This is a genomic window from Bdellovibrionales bacterium (assembly GCA_016716765.1).
Lineage (GTDB): Bacteria > Bdellovibrionota > Bdellovibrionia > Bdellovibrionales > UBA1609 > JADJVA01.
Genome location: JADJVA010000025.1, coordinates 390,507 through 412,363 on the forward strand (window position 1 = coordinate 390,507; position 21,857 = coordinate 412,363).

General features: G+C 45.0%; 18 protein-coding genes and 1 tRNA gene. 6 read left to right on the forward strand and 13 right to left on the reverse strand.

Annotated features, from left to right (window positions below; all coding sequences use genetic code 11):
* Positions 1–302: 302 nt before the first annotated feature.
* The gene (locus IPL83_18210; protein ID MBK9041055.1) at positions 303–1,826 is read left to right on the forward strand and encodes a hypothetical protein; all 1,524 of its coding nucleotides are present in this window, start codon (positions 303–305) and stop codon (positions 1,824–1,826) included.
* A 116-nt stretch (positions 1,827–1,942) separates the two neighbouring features.
* Positions 1,943–3,730, forward strand: a complete 1,788-nt coding sequence (locus IPL83_18215; protein ID MBK9041056.1) for a zeta toxin family protein — start codon at positions 1,943–1,945, stop codon at positions 3,728–3,730.
* Positions 3,731–3,735: 5 nt separating this feature from the next.
* Here the strand turns inward: IPL83_18215 and IPL83_18220 are convergent, their stop codons facing one another.
* The gene (locus IPL83_18220; GenBank protein ID MBK9041057.1) at positions 3,736–4,254 is read right to left on the reverse strand and encodes a rhomboid family intramembrane serine protease; all 519 of its coding nucleotides are present in this window, start codon (positions 4,252–4,254) and stop codon (positions 3,736–3,738) included.
* Between the two features lie 311 nt (positions 4,255–4,565).
* Between IPL83_18220 and IPL83_18225 the strand changes: the two genes are divergently transcribed.
* The 3 genes from IPL83_18225 to IPL83_18235 all read left to right on the forward strand — a co-directional run bounded on the left by IPL83_18225 (position 4,566) and on the right by IPL83_18235 (position 7,351).
* Entirely contained in the window at positions 4,566–5,447 is an 882-nt protein-coding gene (locus IPL83_18225) for a hypothetical protein (protein MBK9041058.1), read from the forward strand.
* A 306-nt stretch (positions 5,448–5,753) separates the two neighbouring features.
* Positions 5,754–6,023 (forward strand): hypothetical protein, encoded by a 270-nt coding sequence (locus IPL83_18230; GenBank protein MBK9041059.1) that lies wholly within the window; start codon positions 5,754–5,756, stop codon positions 6,021–6,023.
* A 269-nt stretch (positions 6,024–6,292) separates the two neighbouring features.
* On the forward strand, positions 6,293–7,351 hold the full coding sequence (locus IPL83_18235) for a hypothetical protein (GenBank protein ID MBK9041060.1): 1,059 nt from the start codon (positions 6,293–6,295) through the stop codon (positions 7,349–7,351).
* 52 nt (positions 7,352–7,403) lie between these two features.
* On the opposite strand, the gene IPL83_18240 is transcribed toward IPL83_18235, so the two are convergent.
* The 6 genes from IPL83_18240 to IPL83_18265 form a co-directional block, all read right to left on the reverse strand.
* Positions 7,404–7,479: transfer RNA gene (locus IPL83_18240), tRNA-Val, on the reverse strand.
* 85 nt (positions 7,480–7,564) lie between these two features.
* Positions 7,565–8,119 (reverse strand): hypothetical protein, encoded by a 555-nt coding sequence (locus tag IPL83_18245; GenBank protein MBK9041061.1) that lies wholly within the window; start codon positions 8,117–8,119, stop codon positions 7,565–7,567.
* A 31-nt stretch (positions 8,120–8,150) separates the two neighbouring features.
* Complete coding sequence (locus IPL83_18250) at positions 8,151–9,260, reverse strand: winged helix-turn-helix domain-containing protein (GenBank protein MBK9041062.1); 1,110 nt, start codon at positions 9,258–9,260, stop codon at positions 8,151–8,153.
* Positions 9,261–9,524: 264 nt separating this feature from the next.
* Positions 9,525–11,996, reverse strand: coding sequence for an endopeptidase La (gene lon / locus IPL83_18255; protein ID MBK9041063.1), 2,472 nt, complete (start codon positions 11,994–11,996; stop codon positions 9,525–9,527).
* Between the two features lie 83 nt (positions 11,997–12,079).
* Positions 12,080–13,408: an ATP-dependent Clp protease ATP-binding subunit ClpX gene (gene clpX, locus IPL83_18260; GenBank protein MBK9041064.1), complete on the reverse strand. Its 1,329-nt coding sequence runs from the start codon at positions 13,406–13,408 to the stop codon at positions 12,080–12,082.
* Complete coding sequence (locus tag IPL83_18265) at positions 13,408–14,025, reverse strand: ATP-dependent Clp protease proteolytic subunit (protein MBK9041065.1); 618 nt, start codon at positions 14,023–14,025, stop codon at positions 13,408–13,410. The genes clpX and IPL83_18265 overlap by 1 nt, the downstream gene beginning before the upstream one ends.
* A 306-nt stretch (positions 14,026–14,331) precedes the next feature.
* On the opposite strand from IPL83_18265, the gene IPL83_18270 reads away from it, so the two are divergent.
* The gene (locus IPL83_18270; GenBank protein ID MBK9041066.1) at positions 14,332–15,903 is read left to right on the forward strand and encodes a leucyl aminopeptidase; all 1,572 of its coding nucleotides are present in this window, start codon (positions 14,332–14,334) and stop codon (positions 15,901–15,903) included.
* Between the two features lie 5 nt (positions 15,904–15,908).
* Here IPL83_18270 and IPL83_18275 read toward each other — a convergent pair whose 3' ends face one another.
* The 6 genes from IPL83_18275 to IPL83_18300 all read right to left on the reverse strand — a co-directional run bounded on the left by IPL83_18275 (position 15,909) and on the right by IPL83_18300 (position 21,836).
* A complete protein-coding gene (locus IPL83_18275) occupies positions 15,909–16,565 on the reverse strand; it encodes a hypothetical protein (protein ID MBK9041067.1) in 657 nt (218 codons plus the stop codon).
* A 136-nt stretch (positions 16,566–16,701) separates the two neighbouring features.
* Positions 16,702–17,955, reverse strand: a complete 1,254-nt coding sequence (gene gshA, locus IPL83_18280; protein MBK9041068.1) for a glutamate--cysteine ligase — start codon at positions 17,953–17,955, stop codon at positions 16,702–16,704.
* Complete coding sequence (locus IPL83_18285) at positions 17,930–18,706, reverse strand: EI24 domain-containing protein (protein ID MBK9041069.1); 777 nt, start codon at positions 18,704–18,706, stop codon at positions 17,930–17,932. Before IPL83_18285 ends, gshA begins: the two co-directional genes overlap by 26 nt.
* Position 18,707: 1 nt before the next feature.
* Complete coding sequence (locus tag IPL83_18290; GenBank protein ID MBK9041070.1) at positions 18,708–19,865, reverse strand: hypothetical protein; 1,158 nt, start codon at positions 19,863–19,865, stop codon at positions 18,708–18,710.
* A gap of 59 nt (positions 19,866–19,924) precedes the next feature.
* Positions 19,925–20,944: an ArsA family ATPase gene (locus tag IPL83_18295; protein ID MBK9041071.1), complete on the reverse strand. Its 1,020-nt coding sequence runs from the start codon at positions 20,942–20,944 to the stop codon at positions 19,925–19,927.
* Positions 20,925–21,836 (reverse strand): P-loop NTPase, encoded by a 912-nt coding sequence (locus IPL83_18300; GenBank protein MBK9041072.1) that lies wholly within the window; start codon positions 21,834–21,836, stop codon positions 20,925–20,927. Before IPL83_18300 ends, IPL83_18295 begins: the two co-directional genes overlap by 20 nt.
* Positions 21,837–21,857: the final 21 nt, after the last annotated feature.

Consider the following 21,857-nt stretch of genomic DNA (forward strand, 5'->3'; position numbering starts at 1 on the left):
TACATAATCTAAAGGCACTCATGGAGGTTTTCTCAGTTCCAAGACGAAATGACATGCAAAGCCTTTCTTCGCGATCTATGATTACTGAATTAATGGTGATTTCGAACTAGATTAAGTTGAATTGAACCGAATTGATGAGACTTAGGTCTTGAATTTAAGAAACTTCAGGATTTAAAGTCAGTCTTTAATTGGCATAATTTGACGGGCCCCAAGTAAATTTTCTAATATCAAGCTAATGAGCTGATGAGCAAGAGAGGCTCACAATAATTAGGCCCAAGCCTGAAAGTTGAAATCGAATGTCAATGATTCAAAAAATCCTCATTTTATGTGTGCTGGCATCTCCACTTCCTGCTTCCAAAATACTTGCAGAACCTTGGGTTTCAAATCGTTATGCTCAAAACTGCGCTGCCTGCCATGCTCCCGGCCGCTATAACCTCAAGGCCAGCGCAAGGCGATGCACTTTGTCCTGCCAAGGATGTCATGTTAATCCAAATGGCGGCGGTATTCGTAACCAATATGGAGTTTGGAATCAACAACGTTGGCTTCGTTCCTTTTATTCCGATACGCTTCGGAACAAATATACGCCAGCACCTCTTAAGGATCAGAAATACGCCAAAAGTTCTGGGCAGGTGAATGATGATGAAACCCCTCGTTCACAATCAGAGAAGGGGAAGCAAGGTAAAAAGGCGGGCCGTGTTTCAAGATCCAAAGCTGATGTCACCCCAGAGAAGTCGGCTCCCGTTTTAACTACGGATAAGGAAATCCCCACGACAGTTCTATCTAGAACATTGAATCCAAGACTCACAGATTACGATCGCTCAGATTACAATGAATGGAAGACCGAGGTAGATAGGGAAGCATTTTTAAAAAGTGTTCCGGAGGAAGACCCCTATCGTCTGGAAAGGCGAGAGTGGATTTATGCCGGAGGGGATATTCGCTACATTTATGGGAATGTGGATCGAGATGGAACAAAAACGGACCTCAGTTTTCCCATGTCGGTAGATATGGGCATACGATTCAGACCTGTGCGAGAGAAGATCTCGCTGGTTCTTGAGAGCAGGTTTTTTAATACTCCCGCAAATAAGGACCTTGAAGAAGCTGTTACAACAAGCTCACAAGTAAGATCAGCTTACTTTATTGCCGACGATTTGTGGTTTAACACATGGTTTATGGCGGGTCTGTATCGCCCGATGTTCGGGAATTACGTTCCTGACCATAACTCCCTTGCTCAGGAATTGTCATTTGGAAGCAGTTCATATCGAGTCCTTTACAAAGCGGCAGGATTGGGGGGATCGCCGAACGTTCCCTACTTCAATATTCACGCGATCGCACCCATAGCCAATTCAACGTCCTTTCAAGATACGGGATTTGTGGCGAACCTTGGTGCACGGGCCGTCACAAAATCCCTTTCTGCAAACCTTTCCTATTGGAACACAACAAATGAAACCTCTGGACAAAAACTGATCAAACAAATGATATCGGTTTCGGGAGGTGGCATGCTTGGGCCTGTGATTGCCAATGCCGAATGGTTGAGAGTTGAAGAGGAATTCGCTCCGGGCAAGAAGGATGGGGGGAACGTGGTGACCCTTGATTTGAAAGCCAAATTGTGGCGGGAAAATTACTTTCCGTTTGGGTATTCTTACTCAAATGTCTCGAGGTCCCCGAGATTGGGTGTTGGAAAATCAAGCGAAGTGTTTTTAGGTTTTAAATCATTTCTGCTCTCAGGAATGGAGTTGGAACTTTTGGGGATTGACCGGTCAAATGAATCCAATGGGGTCAAAGCCAAAGAGAAAGTTTTACAACTTCAGGGACACTTATTTTTCTAATATATTGAGTTGTACCTATACCAGCATTAGACCTTTCATGGTCCTTATGGCATCACTATAATTTTTTTAAGTATGGCACGTAAATTGAATCTAGGGAGGCGGATGGGAGCGCTCGCTTGAATGTTAAAAAAAACACCTTTCTTGGTCGTCATTTCTTCTGGCAATTTTCAGGCTTAGTTCTTTTCTTGATGACTCTCGCCTTGAGTCTGCCTGTATGGGGTGATTTCTCTTGGGAAGAAGATAGCCTCAGTAAAAACAGTGGAGGGTCGAAATACACGGGTTACGCCAGCCAGGTAGAAAGTGATTTTGATATTCGGGGTTTTGGAATTCCTACTCCGGAGCGTCAGCAAATTCTAGACGAGATGATTGAAGATTGTCTTTCAGAAGAAGTCGATTCCGCAGAAAATGGCTCCACACAGAGGCCCACAATTTACGTCCTGATGGGGACGCCTGGCAGTGGCAAATCGACCATACATCAAATGCTGGTCAATAGGGGTTTTATTCCAAATAGCCTGAGAACGGTCATTGCCGCAGATCAATTCAAACCAAAATTTCGGGAGTATCAGGAACTACTAATCTCTAATTCTGCAAAAGCCGCTGTATATGTCCATCGCGAATCTTTGTTAGCAGCTGATATTGCATCCTATTTGGCGATCCAAAGGGGAGTTTCTTTTACTTTGGATGGCTCGGCTTCTCATTTACAGTCTCAACGCGAGCTCATACGGGCAGCCAGATCTAGCGGAAAAAATTATAGGTTGGTTTTGGTAAGAATTCGAACTTCTGTTGATTCTGCACTTAAACGCGAGGAGTTGAGATTTCAAGATAGCCAACGGAGAGTCCCTGCAAAGGATATTTTGGATAAAGCGGAGTCCATCAAAACTGTTTTCGCCGAAACGGCTGATGACTTCGATGAGGTCATAACAGTGAGCAATGAACGACATCCAAGGATCATTTCAGCAATCAAAGATGGGAGGTATGCAAGCTTTGTCGATCAAGTAGGCCCTGATAAATCAATCGATCCTACAGCGAGGCGAGCACATAAGCGTGATCCAATTGATGTGATCATCGATATTGATTGGACTTTGGCTTATTTATTGCCACCGTCGGGTGATGCGGCCGCTGATCCCGGAACTTTTCGTTTTGCCAATACCCTTTTTCGGTTTTCAGATTACGCCGCCCAGGTTATTTTTCACTTAGCGAGAGATTCAAGATTTCGCGTTTCGTTTTTTAGTGGTGGTTCAACCAACAGAATTGAGCATATGTTGCGTCAGTTAGAAATATTGCCTGGCTTAAGCGCTTTTGATGTCGCATTTCAAATTTTGACGAAACACAACCTCACAAATGTCAGCACTGATTCGAGTCTTCCTTTTTCTTCGAGGTTCAAGAAAGATTTAAGGACTGTTATGAGGAACATCAATCTGGAAAGAGCCATTTTGATTGATGATATCAAAGATTTTGGTCCGGAGAATCAGCACAGAAACATGCTGTGGGTTGATCATGCCTTGGGGTATTATAGAGATTTAGAGCAAATCAGACAGGCGCGAGCTGAGGGAGCGGATTCTCGATACCTGCCGCGAGAAATAAATGGCGATGGTGGGTTGCTTGATTGGCAAAGAGAGAGGCAGAAGCTCCTATACTCTCTCGGAGTTATTCTTGAAGTAGCTCGTTTGTCACAATCACAAGGGCGAACTCCCGTTCAGACACTAAATGAACTGACAAGAGACAAGAATGGAAACCTCATTTCGCGAGAGGATCCTCGTCAGATGAGATTTTATGAGGTCGGGCGTTTGGCTATTTCAGATGGCGATCCTTCTGGGAGAAGGGAACGAGCTGTTCTTTCTTTTGAATCTCCAAGGATTGGAAGCGACCAAGATAAATGTCGTCGCCATGTGGCTCGCTTCTAATTTTTTCAAGTTTTATGCAGTTTTGGTTTGAGAAAAAAATAGTAGTAAATGATCCCGGTGAATGCCCCTCCAAGGTGTGCTCCATGTCCTATAGGCAGTCCACCTCCTCCGGCTTGCGCCACGAGTCCCCAAAGATCAAGTCCTATAAATAAAACAGCTCCCCACACTGCTGGTATCGGAATTAAGCCAAAAATGAGAATTTTCTGGCGAGGAAACAACATTGAAAAAAGAAGAATCACACCAGCTATCGCACCTGATGCACCCAGAGCAGGTAAATCTGGTTTTCCAAGTACAAAAGCCGACACGAGAGCGTGGCATAAGGAGCTCACGATTCCAGCAAAAAGATAAAATCCAAAAAAACGAAATGATCCAAGCAATCGCTCGACAATAGGACCAAAGCTAGACAAGACATACATATTCATAAGGAAATGCAAAAACATGTTGTGCGAAAATGCCGAAGTTAGCAAAGTCCAAGATCGTCCGTCAGTTATGCTACTCCAGCTGACAAGAAAATGATTCATCATGAATTCGAATCGCTCGGATCGACGGAGGAAAAAGACCAGGCAAGGTAAATAAGAGTGTTCACCAAAATGAACAAGGTGACGACTTTGGCTCGCTTCTTTTCTGAATAGATGAGCTGTGTCATTCCTCTCCTCTATATCTCTGTTTGGACATCACCAATGGCATCAAACTTCTATAAGGTAAACGGATATCTTGCAGAAAAGCGAGAATTCTTGTGCCAAATCGTGTCTTAGGGCAATATTGAAGGAGATTTTAATCGGGGTAGATTTGTTTTCAATTATTCTTATCCGATTTATTAAAACTGGAGAAAATTATGGTCATTCATCGTCGGCTTCAAAAATTGACCTTGTTTGTTGGATTTAGTTTTTTTGTTTGCTTGGGCCTCGGTTCATTTTCAAGTTGGGCCGAAGAACTTTCTAAGCAGTCCCATTTTAAAAAGGTCTTTGTCATTGTTTTTGAAAACACCAGTTTTCGGGAAACAATAAAACAGCCCTTCTTTAAACTCCTGGCTGAACGAGGTGCCTTGTTTAAAAATTTTTCTGCTGAAACTCGTCCTTCTCAAGGCAACTATATCGCTTTGGTCAGCGGGAATACTCACAACGTGAGGACAGACGCGTCCGTTACCCTTGATGTTTCCCATGTGGGAGATCTGTTGGAGGGCAAAGGCTTGAGCTGGAAGGTCTATGCAGAGGACTATCCTGGAAATTGCTATCTGGGAGCGAAATCGGGAGGCTATGCGAGAAAGCACGTTCCCTTCTTAAGTTTCAAAAATATTCAGGAGAATCCCGACAGATGTGCTCGGATTACCAATTCTGAAGAGTTGGAAAAGGACATTCAGAACGGTAGTCTTCCTGAATATTCGCTATTTATACCCAACAACAAGAATAATGGTCACGATACGGGAGTAGCCTATGCAGATCAATGGTTTGCCAGTCGCTTTAAGGATTTGCTTGGGGATTCTCGTTTCATGAGTGACCTATTGTTGATTGTGACCTTTGATGAATCCGGATTCGTGACCGGAGGGGGCAAGTCCATTTATACGGTCGCCTACGGAGACTCCGTGATCGGGGGTATTGAGAATTCAACCCCACTCAATCACTACAGTATTTTGCGCTTAATTGAAGATGAATGGGCGCTTGGTACCCTCAATCAAAACGACCTTCAGGCTTCCTTGATTGAGAAAATCTGGAAATAGCAGAGTGAGTGATCGGTGATGACATCAGTGACGAGATCAGCGATGAGACGATCTGGCGAATCAGGGAGTGAATGCTACGCGCTTGCACCCATGTGTAGGCTTATCGCTGTAATGACGGCTTTTGTGTTGGCGCTTCCTATTGTGTTTGGCATTGTAGCAATAAAATTGGGTTGGCCGCACTCGATTGCGCCACTTGGTCTGTGTGTCGTCTTCATGATGGCTTGTTTTATTGTGTGGACTTGGTTTCGCCCCAAGCAATTTATTGTCGGCCATGATCTTCTCACAATTCAATGGCCAATAAGAAATATGTCATGGAAAAAATCTGATGTCTTGAGCGCCAAAATCATCTCAAGTTCAGAATTTCAAAAAGAATATGGGAGGGGTATGAGAATTGGAGCTGGGGGGCTTTGGGGGGGATTTGGGCTTCTAAAAACCTCGAGCCGTATGTTTCAAATGTACATTTCGCGAACTGATGAGTTTGTTCTCATTCATTTTCGAAATGAACGTCCGTTGTTGATTACACCCGAACGACCACAGCATTTTGTTCACCGTCTTTTGGCACCAAATAGGGTTTAAAACTTTTAAACTGGCCCACTTGATTGTTGTTCCAAACTCCAGAGCGCCTGGTTGAACCAAATCTCAGGAGTCCAGGATCTTCAAACATACGTCCGGCAGCAGCGCTCACGTTGTGAGCACTGCACCAAGCCGAACTCGATCCTGAACCCCTGAGATCTGCTTCAGCCAGCTCCCTGTGTCTCTTGGAGTTTGGAACAACAATCAAGTGGGCCAGTGTATTTACTTTTCACCCACCAAGGAGGGTTTGAACTTTGCACCTGAATCTCTACATGTCTTCTATATTATCAGACTTCCAGTTCCGAATACTTATTACATGTTTGTTCATGCTGGTGACACCTTGCCTTGGAGCTATCACCCATGCGGCCTCACTCAATTGCCAAGCTCTATTAGCACGTACAGACTACCGCGAAGGCGATCAAGTCACCTTAGACCCGGGATTGTCTGTTCTTTCTAGAAGGCCAGAATCCGGTAGCCTTGAGAATCGCTATCCTGGCGTGGCAAAAGCGATTGTCGCCGTGATGAATGGGCGAATACCTTATTTTCGATGGGCCCATGCACGTCCATTGACCGACGTCGATGCGGCAGAAATCATCTCAGAATTTCGACAAGTCAGCCATGATCTAAGGTCCGTTTCCGCAACATTCAACTTGAATTCCTATGATAAAGACCGATTCAATTCAGTAACAGGAACAATTCAGGAACAAATCCAGGCGGCGATCAAAAATTACAGCTCGTTTGCTTTGACCTCGGACAAGATCAACACCTTCACAGGCCTTGCTTTACAAATTCAAGCCTCGCTCTTTGAACTATTCGTGAGCACTTTTATCGACGGCGAAAAGTTTTGGTTTCATCAAAACGTTTTGGAGTTCTATCGCGGGCCAAATGTAAAATCTTCGGGAAGAATAAAACGACACAAAGGCGAGCATGAAATTGACATTGTAATTCGGCGTCGCAACGGCAAGGAAATGTGGGTTGAGGTAAAAAACAATGCGATGGATTGGACAGTGGAGGACTACGCTTCGTGGGCTGGAATTCTGCCATCGCAACTTTCGGATAATATGTTGCAGTTTTTTAAGAGTTACGATCGCTCGCGGTCCTTCGGCATGAATGGATCTATTTTAGATCAACTTAGAGTTCAGCTACAGACTCGGGAAGATCTGAATAAAGATCGATCCGTTGAGTTGATGCTAATTTCGAAATTTCCTATTTCGGCAGAACAGCATATTGCGTTGACCAACTCGGGAGTTCAAAGTTGGTCGATTTATTTTTCCTCGCAGGCGTTTTTGCCTCAATATTTTCATGCAATTTCGAAACAGATAGCACCTTAGGTTCTAATTCTGTAAATTTGTGACTTAAAATTATTTAATTATTTCAAGAGCTTGGTAGGGGATGCCGGGCTCGAACCGACGACATCCACCTTGTAAGGGTGGCGCTCTACCAACTGAGCTAATCCCCTATTCTTTTTTTTCAACGAACCTGGGTGGAAGGTAAAGAAAAACATGCTACTTGTCCAGATCGTTTTTTTATTCCATCAACTTCGTTTAAGGGCCTGAAGCTTCTTCAGGCCTGTCTTGCTCGTCGCTGTGCCTTTCATTACTTTTTTCAATTATGAAATGTCTATCTAAGACATTCGCTGCCGGATTTTCCTCGAGGTAGGGTCTGATAGTAAGGATCGTAAAGACACGATCTTTGTCGCAAGACAATTTACTTTTTTCAACATAGTTTCCCACAAATACGGTATAGCTGGCTTCTTGAGATGCTTTGGGCTCGAGATTAACCATCGCAAATCGAACTATTCTCTGCCCGGCTGGCGAAATGCCTCGGCCAGTGGCAATTGCCTTTAGGCTACTGCTGAATCGCCGAATTTCAACAATGCGAGAGCCGCGCCGTGTCACTCCTTCCGTTGTGAACTCAAAAAAGTCGGTTGGTCCCCCCCGGGGCTCAATCACCTTCCATAGTCCGCTAATTTCTTGCCAAGGAAAGGGGCAGTGGTTGGCAAAGGGCCACGGAACGGGGTCATCGGCACCTGCCAGTGGTTCGAGCGCGGATGCCGTGATCATCAGAAATGACATGAGAACTATCGCGGACTTTTTCATTCCATCCCCCAAGAAGCTTCATCTTTCGCCGTCAACTTATGTTGTTATCATACAAAATCCGAGTGTTGCGATTCAAATAATATCCGTTTTTGGCTCGATAAATGTATTTGGGCTTGTCGTAGTCGGGTTCGATCATTTTTCGAAGCCTCTTGATCGTAACATAGATCTTATTATCATGAACGGCGGGATCGTAGTCTTGCTTCCAGACCTTCTCTACGAGGGATTCTTTCGTATATACTTCGCCAGGGTTCCTCAAAAATAATCTAAGCATATCTAAGAGTATAAATTGGTTTTTAAAGTCGACTTTCCCTTTTTTCTTTTCGGTCACAGTGTTTGTTTCAGAATCAAAGACGATATCGAAGTCCGAATCATGCGAAGCCCCAATCAGCTTGAGTCGTTCGTCAATGCTTCGCGAGAGATATTTCAGATTTTCAGGGTCGACAGAACGTTTAGCCAAGTGCAAATACATTCGACCTAGATCCACTTCTCCTGAGTCTGTGTAGGTGATACCCATGGCAAATAGCAAGCTGACATGCATGTAGAGATTTTTCTGAATTTTCAGGAGATCGTAGCATTGCCAAAAAACATCGAGACACTGTTCGTATTTTCCCATCTTACGCAAGATATGGCCATTCAAAACCTGACTGGATAGACGCAAATCTGGGAAATCAAGAACTTGAAAAAAAACTTGGAGGTTATAGATCTCTTTGAGTGCATCTTCGTAGCGTCCCAAGAAATGATACACGATTGCGAGCCCATGGACCGCATAGCAAATGTCTTCCTTGTTGTCTGCGGAGAGCGCGAGTGCCAGAGACTTTTCTAAAAATTCGAGAGCTGTCGTATGTTGTGCCTTGTAAGAGGCACAGAGAGCGAGAGTGTAGTAGGTCTTCGCGTTGAGTTCCACGTTCTTATGAAGAACGAGGTCCTGAAGAGTCTCTTTGATGGCCTCGATTTTTTCGACATCTTCCATCTCCGCATAAATGCGCAAGAGCACATTTTGGCACTTAAGAAAGCCCGGGAAATCCCTTCCCTCATAAAAATGGGATGAGGCATGAGAAATCTTCTCTGCGGCCAATCGAAAATCTCCACGTTCAAAATAGAGTTTTCCGATTTCGTAGATTGACTCCTCTTTCATGGTCATTTCCGCCAATATTCTTCATTTGCAGGTTTTTAAGATTCTGTATTTTGTATCATAATTTCTTGAAAAAAACTGAAGGAAAGGTCAATTTTTTGTCAAAAAATGGGCTGAAGACCTTTAGTGGCGGGGATTTTAGGCAAATGAGCCGGGGTTCCCAAACTCTAGGCTAGCCCCGATAAATTTGACCACAAAGAAAGCACAGTCGTCTCATGGGGCCCTGCGCAAATCAGAGGGGCCCTCTTTTCTGTGCCAAATTCACAGAGGAGTTTAATGATGCTGCAGAGAATGCCCCGTATACTGAGCCTTGATTCCCGATGACCGTTGAGAGCGAACTTTAAAGATCTCCTTGGCATTTTTGACATCAAGAGCATTCACGAGCACCTGATCGACGTGATCGACCGAAATAACCTTGAGCTCTTTGAGCACTTCGGCAGGGATGTCCTTGAGGTCCTTTTCATTTTCCTTTGGGATTATGACCATTTTTATTCCTCCGCGATGCGCTGCCAAGATTTTTTCCTTGAGGCCACCAATTGCGAGGACTCGGCCACGCAAAGTGACTTCGCCTGTCATGGCTACCGTTCGCTTCACTGGGATTTTGGTAATTGCCGATACAATGCTAGTTGTGATTGCAATACCGGCAGAGGGCCCGTCTTTTGGAATGGCTCCCTCGGGGGCATGGATGTGCACATCTATATTGGAATAAAACTCCTTATCAAAACCAAAAAGAGGACCGCGTGAACGAACGTAGCTCATAGCGGCCGAGCAGGATTCTTTCATCACGTCTCCGAGTTGTCCCGTAATGGTAAATTTACCCTTTCCAGGTACGACGGAAACCTCCACGACCAGCAGATCGCCTCCAACCTCTGTCCAGGCAAGGCCGTTGGTCAGTCCGACTTCATTTTGTCCCTCAATTTTGCCATATTTGTAGCGAGGAGGACCCAGATATACGGACAATTTTTTTGGGGTGACCGTATATGTTTTGGATGGTTTGCTCTTCGTCTTCCCCTCTTTGCCAGAGGCGGAGGGGCTGACTGTTTGAGCTTGATCCGAAACTATCTCTTTGGCCACCTTTCGGCAAACGGTAGCCAATTGTCTTTCAAGACTTCTTACTCCGGCTTCCTTGGTGTAGGAGCGAATAATTTCGTGGACGGACTGATCTGTGAAGCTCACTTTATATGAGGTCAGTCCATGGTTTTCTATCTGTTTAGGAATCAGATATTTTTTTGCTATATGGAACTTTTCCTTTTCGATATAGCCCTCGAGATGAATGATCTCCATACGGTCAAGTAAGGGACGTGGAATGGGATGGAGCGAATTTGCGGTGGTGAAAAACATCGTTTTTGATAGATCGTAGTCCACCTCAAGATAGTGGTCTTGGAAGGTGCTATTTTGTTCCGGGTCCAAGACCTCAAGCAGGGCAGAAGAGGGGTCTCCTCTGAAGTCAGTGCTCATTTTGTCGATTTCATCCAGGAGAATGAGGGGATTGCCAGTGTCAACCTTTCGCATCGCTTGAATAATCTTTCCGGGCATTGCTCCAACATAAGTTTTTCGATGGCCACGGATCTCAGCTTCATCCCGAACCCCTCCCAAAGAAATACGAGCAAAGGGACGGTTCATTGAGCGTGCCACTGAGCGCGCCAGAGAAGTTTTTCCGACCCCCGGTGGGCCAACCAGGCAAAGAATGGGCCCCTTCAATTTGGTATTGAGGGCCTGAACAGCCAGATGTTCAAGGATTCTCTCCTTTACTTTCTCAAGACCCCAGTGGTCAGCATCCAAAATGGCTTCGGCTTCCTTAATGTCATGCTTTTCCTGGGAGTAGTTCTGCCAAGGGAGATCAAGTATCCAATCAATGTAATTACGCACCACGGTTGCTTCTGCACTCATTGGCGACATCATTTTCAGTTTTTTTATCTCTTTTAAAACTTTGTCTGGAGCCTCTTTGCTCATTTTCTTTTTCTTTAATCGTTCCTCTAACTCCATGATCTCGGCTTGGTAGTCGTCTTTCTCTCCCAATTCTTTTTGAATCGCTTGCATCTGCTCATTCAAATAATACTCTTTCTGGGATCGCTCCATTTGTTTCTTAACGCGATTGCGAATCTTCTTCTCAACTTCAAGAATTTCAATTTCAGAAGTCATGAGACTCAGCAGGTCTTCAAGTCTCTCGCCCGGGTCAATAATTTCGAGTAAGCGTTGCTTGTCCTCAATTTTGAGATTCAGTTGGGCAACGATGATATCAGAAAGTTCTCCATAATTTTCAATTGTTGAAACACGCATGAGAATTTCTGGAGGTATTCTTTTATTCAGCTTTACATAATTTTCGAAAGTATTCTTCACTGAGCGAACAAGAGCTTTTGCTTCCATTTCGCTTTCAGCTTTTTCCTGAAGATCCTCGACCTCCACCATAAAGAAATTATCAGAAGGTAGGAATCCCTTAATTCGAACTCGACGTTTACCCTCAACGAGAACTTTTACAGTCCCATCGGGAAGCCGTAATAGTTGAATGATTGTTCCCACCGTTCCAATTTCATAAATATCCTTGGGTTCGGGATTGTTTGTCTTTGCATCTCGCTGTGCCGCCAGAACGATATCAGTCTGTTTGCTCATGGCCTCTTCGAGGGCATTGATGCTTTTCTCCCTGCCTACAAAGAGCGGCATCATCATGTGCGGAAAGATAATCAAATCACGCAGAGGAAGCAGAGGTAACTTGTGTATTTTTGTTTCAGTTGTATTCTCACTCATAGATTCCCCTTCCTAAAACATTCCAACTCAAACCTAAAAGGTTCGATCCTTGAACATTCATTTGAGGCCAGATGAAACAGGGGTCAAGCACTTTCAGCGGAGTCGCTACCGGGGTTTCTCGTCTTTTTGGGACTAGATTCCTCACCCTCCGGCCGGTAGACCAGGCGGGGCTTCTCCTTCTGCGTAATGACACCCTTGTCGATGATACATTCCTTTACATCTGTCTTGGAAGGAATTTCATACATGATGTCTAGCATTGCCGTTTCCAGGACTCCACGGAGGCCGCGAGCTCCTGTATTGCGCTTAATGGCTTCTCGTGCAACAGAAGTGAGAGCTTCATCGGTAAATGAAAGTTCCACTCCTTCGTAGCTAAATAGTTTCTGGTATTGCTTGGTGAGTGCGTTTTTCGGCTTAACAAGGATGTCGATGAGGGCCGTCTCATCGAGAGAGTCTAAAACAGCAATAACAGGGAGTCGGCCAATAAATTCAGGGATCAACCCATACCGAGCCAAATCGTCCGGCTCGACCATTTTCAAGGGATTTGAGTGTTCCTCAAGTCTCTCGTCCTTGGTCTTGATTTCCGTGGCAATTCCCATAGTTTTGTGATTGACTCGATTTTCGATAATTTTCTCAAGTCCTACAAAGGCGCCACCGCAGATGAACAAAATATTGGATGTGTCTACTTGAATAAATTCCTGTTGGGGGTGCTTTCGCCCGCCTTTCGGAGGTAAATTTGCAACGGTGCCCTCTAAGATTTTTAACAGGGCCTGCTGAACACCCTCTCCGCTGACATCGCGAGTAATTGACGGATTCTCCGATTTACGTGAAATTTTATCAATCTCGTCCACATAAATAACGCCCCTCTGGGCCTTTTCAACGTCATAATCAGCTGCTTGAAGAAGATTGAGGACAACGTTTTCAACATCTTCACCGACATAACCCGCCTCGGTTAGTGCTGTCGCATCGGCCATAGCAAATGGGACATTCAATATCTTTGCGATGGTTTGAGCCAACAAAGTTTTTCCTGACCCAGTCGGACCGATGAGGAGAATATTAGATTTAGAAATCTCTACATCATCTTTCTTTACGCCCTTAGAAGAGGAATTGATCCTCTTGTAGTGATTGTGTACAGCCACGGCGAGGGACTTCTTGGCAGAATCCTGGCCAATGACATAGTCATCAAGGAAGCTTTTTATATCTACAGGTTTAGGAACCTTCAACAGGGACTTATTGGCTCCCTCGTCGCGGTCTCTCTCTTCTGCTATAATATCGTTGCAGAGTTCAATACACTCATCACAGATATAAACACCCGGCCCAGCGATGAGCTTCTTAACCTCTTTTTGACTCTTGCCGCAAAAACTGCAACAAAGAGTGCCATAAGCATTGTTACCGTTATTGTCTTTCTTGCTCATCAGCTGTCGCTTCCTTTTTTAATGGCCTTGCGATCTGTGACAATTGAATCAACCAACCCATAATCCATTGCCTCTGAGGCAGTCATAAAATTGTCACGATCCATGGCCTTATTGAGTTCCTCGAAGGATTTTCCAGTGTGCTTGCGATAGATCTCCGTAAGACGATTTTTTGTTCGTATGAGCTCCTTGGCCTGTATCTCAATGTCGCTCACCTGGCCTGAGATGCCCCCACCCATGATGTGTGGTTGGTGAATCATGACCCGAGCATTGGGCAACACGAATCTTTTGCCAGCGGCTCCGGCACAAAGCAACAAAGATCCCATGCTGGCTCCGAGGCCTATGCAGTAAGTGCTGACGTCACATTTTACAAATTGCATAATGTCATAAATCGCGAGTCCTGCAGAAACGCTTCCTCCAGGAGAATTAATGTAAAGATGTATGTCCTTTTCAGGATTCTCCATCGCCAAAAAAAACATCTGAGCGATGATACTATTGGCCACATCATCGCTGACTGGAGTTCCAAGAATAATGATTCTGTCCTTTAAAAGACGTGAATAAATATCGTAGCTGCGTTCGCCGCGTTGAGTCTGCTCTATGACTATTGGAACTAAGGCCATACAAGTCTCTTTCATTATGAATTACTTTCCACTACTACACTTTAAACCCTAACACGTTCGAGCGGAACAGTTTACCGTCATTTATGCCACAGGAGGCGCAAAAAAACGAAGTCCAATCCCACCCCTCAACCTGTGGTCTAATCCTCAGATGACAAGTTCCTATCGGGTCATCACATCTTGGACTTTATCAGTGTGAAAAGACTTTATTAGATCGCCGCTGTGTGCTAATAAATTGCTGATAAAATTTGCGTCTGTTTGGTACACGAAGATTTGCGTGACGCGTTAATGACGAAAGGGAGCGCCTCCATGAAATTGAGCATCGAGACTTTACAAAAATTAGAGATGAAGAATTCGACTTTGGTCATATTTGTGTGCAAGCAGTCCGTCCAGCAGGGCGACTCCAAAAAAGTAAAGAAGGGAAAAAAGAAAGTCCGGGAGTTGGATGTCATACAATATCCGGGGATTCAGTCGGAAGTAGCAGAACTGATCAAAGGGGCCATTGCGGAGAAATATTTTTCTGGGAAGGCAAAGGAGAGCATTCTTTTTCGGTCTTGTAATTTGAGTTCTGCCAGAAATGTCATTGCAATTGGTTTGGGTGAAAGTGATTCGGTTAACAATGAAACGCTGCGAGTGGCAGGCGCTGTTGCATTCAATCAAGTTAAAGCTTCCAAGTTCAAGGAAGCTTGCTTCCATTTGCCTTCGCTCCTTGCTTCAAGCAAAGACTCCGAAGGAGCTGCCCAGGCTTTTTTTGAGGGCATCTTGCTTGCCGAATACACTTACGATGATCTAAAAATGCTAAGCGAACCTGAGAAAAAGGCAGAGATGCCAACTGTTGAGAAAATCACAGCTCTCGTGAGCGAAAGTTCGGTCAAAGGATCTCTGAAGAAAGCATTGGAAACAGCAAAAGTACTGGCAGAGTGCACAAATTTTTCCAGACGACTTGGGGATACCCCCGGAAATTTGATGACGCCAGAGATTTTAGCTAATCAAACAGTCAAAGCGGCCCAAGGGACTGATCTCAAGGTGACTGTTTGGGAAAAGGAAAAAATAAAAAAAGAACGCATGGGTGGGCTTCTCGGAGTTTCTCTCGGAAGTGCGGTGGATCCGCGATTTATCATTATGCAATATTTTGGAGCTGAAAAATCAAAGAGGCCGATTGCGTTTGTTGGTAAGGGGCTCACTTTCGACTCTGGCGGCATCAGCATTAAGCCGTCGGCCCAAATGGATGAAATGCGGTATGACATGTGCGGAGGGGCCAATGTTATTGGAACCATGCTGGCTATAGCGAAGTTGGGTTTAAAAATAAATGCAATAGGCTTGGTGCCAGCAACTGAAAACATGCCCGGTCCCCTTGCAAATAAACCGGGAGATGTACTGACTTTTCGAAATGGAAAGACGGCCGAGGTTTTGAACACCGATGCTGAAGGCCGATTGATTTTAGCTGATGCACTGGCCTATGCGTCTGAGCAAAAGCCGGCTCTTATTATTGATGCGGCCACTTTGACTGGAGCGATTGTTGTGGCCCTTTCGAATATTTACACCGGTTTTTTTACTCGCGATGCTAAGTTGAGAAAGCAAATTGAAAGTGCGGCTGAAGTTTCAGGAGAGCTCTTGTGGGCGATGCCTCTTCACGACTTTCATGTTGAGGACATTAAGGGTTCGTACTCAGACCTTTCAAACATCTCCTCATATAAAGGAGGGGGGAGTTCCACGGCCGCCGCTTTTCTTGAACAGTTTGTGGAGAGCGGCACTCCATGGGCGCACTTCGATATTGCCGGAACGAGTTGGGCCTGTGGGAATAGATTTCCTTATTGTCCGTCAAAAGGAGCTTCGGGTGCGATGATTCGAACTTTCGTCGAGCTTGCGAGAGGTTACTGAAGGTTTTACCAGTTCATTTTGATTGGTGACGGGGAAGTTTCTTTGATTTGTTGGTGGTCTATAAAGAATTTGTTATTCGCTGACTTATCATAGAGTTTCACTGAGAACAGAGACCATTCCATTGGCCATTGTCCGGATATGTGATCAAAGCGAATACTGACTGGCGATTCCTCAAGGTATTTGAGCTCCAAATCTCCAGGTTCTTCTTCCAGAATTTTACCGGCTGGAATTGGAATTGCAGAAATGCGGTTTATGTCCTTGTCAATTTGGCAATTGCCCTCGACGACCATTATGGGTTTGTCACCAGCAATGGCCATGCCTTCGGCAAAGAACACAAGTTCAATGCGATCGTAGACTTGGCAAGCGAACTGTTTAGCACCGTCGGCTCCTCGGGTGATAAAATGGCCAAGTTCAATACCAAACTTGCCGTCGCCAAGCTTAGTCACCTTGGCTTCAGACAAGACCCGTCTCTGAGAGGCCAACTGGAGAGCGCTTCCCTCTAGGTGCGAAAAATCAAAGGCTTTCTGAATGGCGGCGGGCTGGCGTTTGTCGCCCCAATAGTAATAGGTGATCCCGTTCCAAGACTCGCTCGAAATCCAAACGCCGACAATTGTCGCCATTATGGTAATCACGCTGCCTACTAGAATCTTAGAATCTCTCATCTGCCCTAAATCCCTCATGACTCATAGAGCGTAGTTGCTCCTGACAAATATTTTATCGGGAAGAAAAATAGATTCGATAAGGGTCCTTTAAAAACCATGACCAAAGGCCGTGCGAAAGGAATCAAAAAAACTTGCCCTAAAGAGAACAGCCAGCTTTGTAACCCACAAACTCGACTTTTGACTGCTTAGCTTCGTAGGCGATTGCTAAAAAACCCAATTTTGCGAGCCAGCCATAAACATTTTCCATTGAGGCGCCCTCAATAGCTACCTTGAGGTCAGAAACGCAGAGTTTTTTGAAAACGACTCCGGGGGAGTTGAGACTCTCATTTGGTCCCTTTTTGCTATGAGCACGCAAGAATCCTCCGGCAAGATGACATCCAATCATATAAATAGAAGGTTCGGCGGTTTCAGCTTCTGTGACAATTCGAGTGGGGATCCCTTCCTGAATGATAACTTCTAAGATCTCGCGTCCTCCCTTGGCCGCCTTCATCTTTTTTCGTGCTTTATAATTCCAGTCTCTTACTTCATTTCCGGAGTTAACATGGACGACCCCCAAACCATAAGTTCCTGCATTGTTCTTAATGAAGGCAAAAGGTCGCTGCTTTATTCCCAATTCCTCATATTTAATTGCCAGGCGCTCAAGAAAATTGTCAACAGAGATAGCCAAGCTCTCCAGGTTCTCACTGTCTGCGAGATCGAAATGCGGAAAAAGTTCTGTGTCGACTTGAATGAATTTAGGGGGAAGATCAATCATCTTGGCGAATTCAAAGGCGAGGCCATTGTAGAGGTCAAAAAACTCGCTCTTGCGCCTTCTGTGCCAGCCCATAGTATGAGGTGGATTCATGGGAGTCTCCAGATCCTTGACGAATCCCTCATAGGAATGGGAAAAGTCATTATTGCAAATAATGAGATCCATCTTTTCACCATCAACAACAACTTGACCGTTAACCACTTCGGCGCCAAAAATCTTTAAGTTTCTTCCGGCTGCATTTGTTAAGGAAAGGGTTTCCTTTAAGGCTCTTGGAAAAGCAATTTTTGTCTCGTGTCCCGATTGATTCAAAAAATCAAAAAGAACGGCGACATTATCCCAATAAAAAAGATTTGTTGTATGCTCCTCGGTCAAAAGAGCTATTTTTTCTATATGAGGACCGTAATGAATATCCAAATACCTACGCACGATATCAACTGCTCGCTCCCTGTCTACTGGGCAAATGTTATTGAAACCTGCTGGAAAAATGTTGGCGTCGACAGGGGCAATCATGACACCTGAATCACGAATATCAAAACTCGAATAAAATGGAAAAGAAAGCCCTGTGCTTTTTGTTCGAAACCAGGAGTCAACATTAGCTCGATGCTCTACGATTTTACGATGAATGGTGTCGTGAATCAAGGGGGCTCCTTATTGCCGATGGGAGGGACTTGAGGACGGCAGCTCCGCCAACAACAGCGATTGGCATTATTAGGATTATCAGTCCGGGAACAGCGAGAGTCAGTGTCAAGGCCGCAGTCATGCCAAGCAGTTCTGGAAGAACTGATCGAACAAATCTGGCGCGCTCATAAAATTTCATTTCATAGATTTCGAATGAATGGTCCAGGATGTCAATTGCAAGAATCAAAAGAGCCAAGAATGAGGAGAGGAAAAATAATACAGGGATAAACGATATTAAAAGAATTAAGGCGCCAAGGAGCAAGGAAAAAAGGAGCTTGGCCGCCGCTGTGGGTATACTTCGGAAGAATGTTCCTAACCACCCCTTGGTTTGTGAGGCGTTTTCGCTGAGAAGTTCCAAAGAGATAAGGGCCCTTTCGGCCAAAACAGAATTAAAGGGGCTAGCCACAGCACCTGCAATGAGGAAGAACACATAGGTCCATAGAATAACAAAGCTAATCCAGATAAGAGCAAACGCAAGGTAGTACGCAGCTGTAATAATAGGGCTTGTCGGATCGGTAGAAATCAGAGCCATCGCAGAGGCGACCATCGAAGGCAAATAAACTATTCCCAGAGCAATTCCGAGGACAAATAAAATAAAATTCACGATAAAAGGGACATAGGTCCAGCGCCGTAGCTTTGGCATCGCCAGAAGCAAGAGAATCCCTTTAAATAAAAACGAAAAGCCTTGAGCAAATCTCTTCAAAGAATCCAATTTATTTTTCCTTCACTTTTTTGGGGAGAGGACCTTGAGACTTGGAGGTTTTTTCTAAAATTGATCGAGAGGTCTTGATCCGTCCTTGTCGACGAAGCCCTTCCCGTCGCTTCGCGTCTGGAGTCAAGTCGTTTCCAATCGCCAAGTCGGCCAAGTAAATTTCGACTTTCCTTTCTTGTAGTTCAATTTCTGAGAAAATGCTTTGGACTTCCGTAGCTTCGGCCGGGTCAGGAAATCGCATCGACTTAAGGATCTGGATGTTCTCCAGTATTCCCCTCGCCAACCGAATCTTCCACATTCTGAGATTATTTTCGACCTCTCCTTCATCTGTACCTTTAGAAAAACTTGGAGGGTGATTGAGGGCCTGCCAAATCGCCACGTAGGCTTCCTTGAGGTTTTTAGAAGCACGAGGCGACCAATCACGACTTCCCATCTCCGAGCTTTTGAGCAAATAGCCTTGTAAATACCTAAGAGATCCTATGTAAGCATTGGCGTGCTCAGGGAGTGTTTCGAGATTTGGCTGCACTCTTCCCATGAAGTAGAGAGTTTTGGCGAGGAGTTCTTTGCGGTTGGACGGGCTTTCGCCATCTCGATAAATGTCCTTGAGTCCCTTTTGAGAGAGAGAAAAATATTTCTCGGCAGTTTTAAGATCTCCATTTTTTGCGTATGCGGCGGCCAATCGGGCGGGCAGCTCCGCTTCAGCGACATCTGAAGACAAAAACTTCTTTCTTTTGAGAGCATCCTTGAGGCTTGCTATCTGTTTGACAGTTTGGCCCAGACATTCAAAGCAATAGGACAGGCGAAAAAGAGACTGTGCCTCTATTCGGGGGAATTTTTTTCCGGAAAGATTCACAACCTGCCGATAGACAACAGAGGCCTCCTGACATTTTTCCAATCCTTCCAAAGCGGAGGCTTTGTTGAATAGGGCCACCAAACCAAACTCAGAATTCGGATCACTCTTTAAAATTTTATCGAATTCGACAATTGCCGCTTCGAAATGCTCGCTCTCCATGTACTTTAAAGCTGTTCCAAATATTGTCTGATCATTGTCTCTTGTCTGACTCTCAAAGCTGGCCTCTGTGTCTGGCTTCGATAGCTTAGAGCAGCCGATGGCGATTGCAAGAGTAAATAGAAAGATGTTGGCCAAAAAAAAATTCATTTTATTGATCCCTTCAAGTAGGGTTCCATTAGGTTTGCGAGCCGAACGAGACCGTCGATTCAAGTGATGTCTGCTATCAAGTCCGGGATTCGAACAATCGCTGTGGATGACCCGAGAGTTCGATTGAATTTTTCAAGTTCGATCTCTTTTTGTTGATTAAAAAAGGAGAGCTTTCTGTGGAAGTCGATAATTGGTTGGAAGCGCGGGTCAGATTTGGTCTGATCACTCGGGGACCATTTTGGGTAGCAACGATTTATGATAACTGAATGCAGACTGTAGCCGCCTTTGCGTAACTCTGAGACAAAATATTCAGTGGCATCCAGATTTGCTCGATCAAATCCGGTAATCAGAAGGAAGGCACACTCTGGTCCAGTTAATAACCGGTGAATGGCAATGCTCCTCGTACAGACCTCGTTTTGTATCTCAGCCATTCCCTCAAAAAAGTCTGAAAGCTCAGTGATGAAATAGGAGCCGGTTATTTTTTCAAGGGCTGCCAATGCAGTTTTTGTTCCTCGACTGAAGAGTTCTTGCAAGAGTCCGATGGAACCCTCTTTCTTGATAAACCACTGGGAGATTGAATTCTGAAACAAGGAATAAATCTTCTGTGGGGCATAGAGAAAATCAACTGCATGCTGGGCTGGTGGAGTATCCAGGATGATAAGATCGTAGAGACCAGATTCAAGACTAAGAGATAGTTTCTCAAGAGAGGTAAACTCTTGGGATCCACTCAAGGTGGTCGCCATCTGTTTGTAGAGGTTATTTTTTAAAATTCGTTGTGCGCGTTCGGGAGAATGGGCGGCTCGTTCAATAAAACGATCAAAGATAAAGGAGGGATTTACCATCACGGCGGTGAGTGATCCAGAGGTTTCCTTCAGGTCAATTTTCATTTCTTGATCTGTTTGGGCACTAATACCCAAAGCATCAGCAAGGCGTCGCGCCGGATCTATGGTCAGAACAAGGACGCGGCGACCTCGTTTTGCGGCAAAAATCCCTAAACAGGCGGAGAGCGTTGTCTTGCCTACGCCTCCTGTACCCGCACAAACGATGATTTTATTGGAATCAAGAAACGAGGAAGTCACTGATCTTGATCCTTTCTGCTAACTCATCAATCAATCTAGTGCCAGTTGAACAGAACTGCAAAGGCAAGATATCAAAGTCTTCGGCAAAGGAGCGAAGCTTATGGATGGCGGATTGTTGGCGATCCATAACTACTTCGAGGTACCTTATAAACTCAATTCCCTCCTCATCTCGGGCGTTGTTGAGCTCCTCTTTGAGAGCGTGGAGGTCTGATTTGGTACCAGGAATTTCCCAGAATCGGTTGCAAATAATCTTTGGGACAATTCCCCACTCGCTTCTTAAATTCTCAACAAGATCTTGGCACTCAGACACGGGCAGCTCTTCGGGGAGTGTGACCACTCGGTATTGACAGTTTTTTGGGTTTTTGAGGATCGCTTCAATTTGCCGGGATTGTTCGCCCATGGGTCCAAAACGAACAGCCTCGGCGAGGCCTTTTGGGGCTCTCAAGAGGGCACGAAAGTGTCCTGTCGCAAAGGCATCAATAACGACGATGTCGTACTCAAAGGCCGGACCAACGCCTCTAATTCCGCTGGTTGCTTTGCCTAAAATGGATATCTCTCTGAGAGCTGGGGCAGCTTGAATAAAGGTCCTCATAACAACATTTTTAAAGAACAAATCCACCAAGGTTTCGATTCGGACATAGTGCTTGAAATATTCTCGTAAACAGGCTTCTCCATTCCAGCAGGAGACCCAGAGATTGGGTCTCCACTCCACGGGAGAGTAGGTAAAGGGCTCTTCCAAAAGAATCTGAAAATGGCTCTGTTCATTGAGTTCAACCAAAAGCACTTTTTTGCCTGATTGCGATAAACGCAGAGCGAGGCTTGCTGCAACCGTAGATTTACCCACTCCGCCTTTGCCGGAGATGAAGAGGATCTGTTGATCGATACGATTCATGGGGAAATTTCCCTCTCAATT

Bases quoted from the DNA above. Each gene is read 5' to 3' on its own strand.
- IPL83_18220 (MBK9041057.1), bottom strand. From the start codon at position 4,254: ATGATGAATCATTTTCTTGTCAGCTGGAGTAGCATAACTGACGGACGA.
- IPL83_18210 (MBK9041055.1), top strand. From the start codon at position 303: ATGATTCAAAAAATCCTCATTTTATGTGTGCTGGCATCTCCACTTCCT.
- clpX (MBK9041064.1), bottom strand. From the start codon at position 13,408: ATGAGCAAGAAAGACAATAACGGTAACAATGCTTATGGCACTCTTTGT.
- IPL83_18270 (MBK9041066.1), top strand. From the start codon at position 14,332: ATGAAATTGAGCATCGAGACTTTACAAAAATTAGAGATGAAGAATTCG.
- IPL83_18300 (MBK9041072.1), bottom strand. From the start codon at position 21,836: ATGAATCGTATCGATCAACAGATCCTCTTCATCTCCGGCAAAGGCGGA.
- IPL83_18290 (MBK9041070.1), bottom strand. From the start codon at position 19,865: ATGAATTTTTTTTTGGCCAACATCTTTCTATTTACTCTTGCAATCGCC.
- IPL83_18235 (MBK9041060.1), top strand. From the start codon at position 6,293: ATGTCTTCTATATTATCAGACTTCCAGTTCCGAATACTTATTACATGT.
- IPL83_18275 (MBK9041067.1), bottom strand. From the start codon at position 16,565: ATGAGAGATTCTAAGATTCTAGTAGGCAGCGTGATTACCATAATGGCG.
- IPL83_18265 (MBK9041065.1), bottom strand. From the start codon at position 14,025: ATGGCCTTAGTTCCAATAGTCATAGAGCAGACTCAACGCGGCGAACGC.
- IPL83_18250 (MBK9041062.1), bottom strand. From the start codon at position 9,260: ATGACCATGAAAGAGGAGTCAATCTACGAAATCGGAAAACTCTATTTT.
- IPL83_18245 (MBK9041061.1), bottom strand. From the start codon at position 8,119: ATGAAAAAGTCCGCGATAGTTCTCATGTCATTTCTGATGATCACGGCA.
- IPL83_18225 (MBK9041058.1), top strand. From the start codon at position 4,566: ATGGTCATTCATCGTCGGCTTCAAAAATTGACCTTGTTTGTTGGATTT.
- IPL83_18230 (MBK9041059.1), top strand. From the start codon at position 5,754: ATGTCATGGAAAAAATCTGATGTCTTGAGCGCCAAAATCATCTCAAGT.
- lon (MBK9041063.1), bottom strand. From the start codon at position 11,996: ATGAGTGAGAATACAACTGAAACAAAAATACACAAGTTACCTCTGCTT.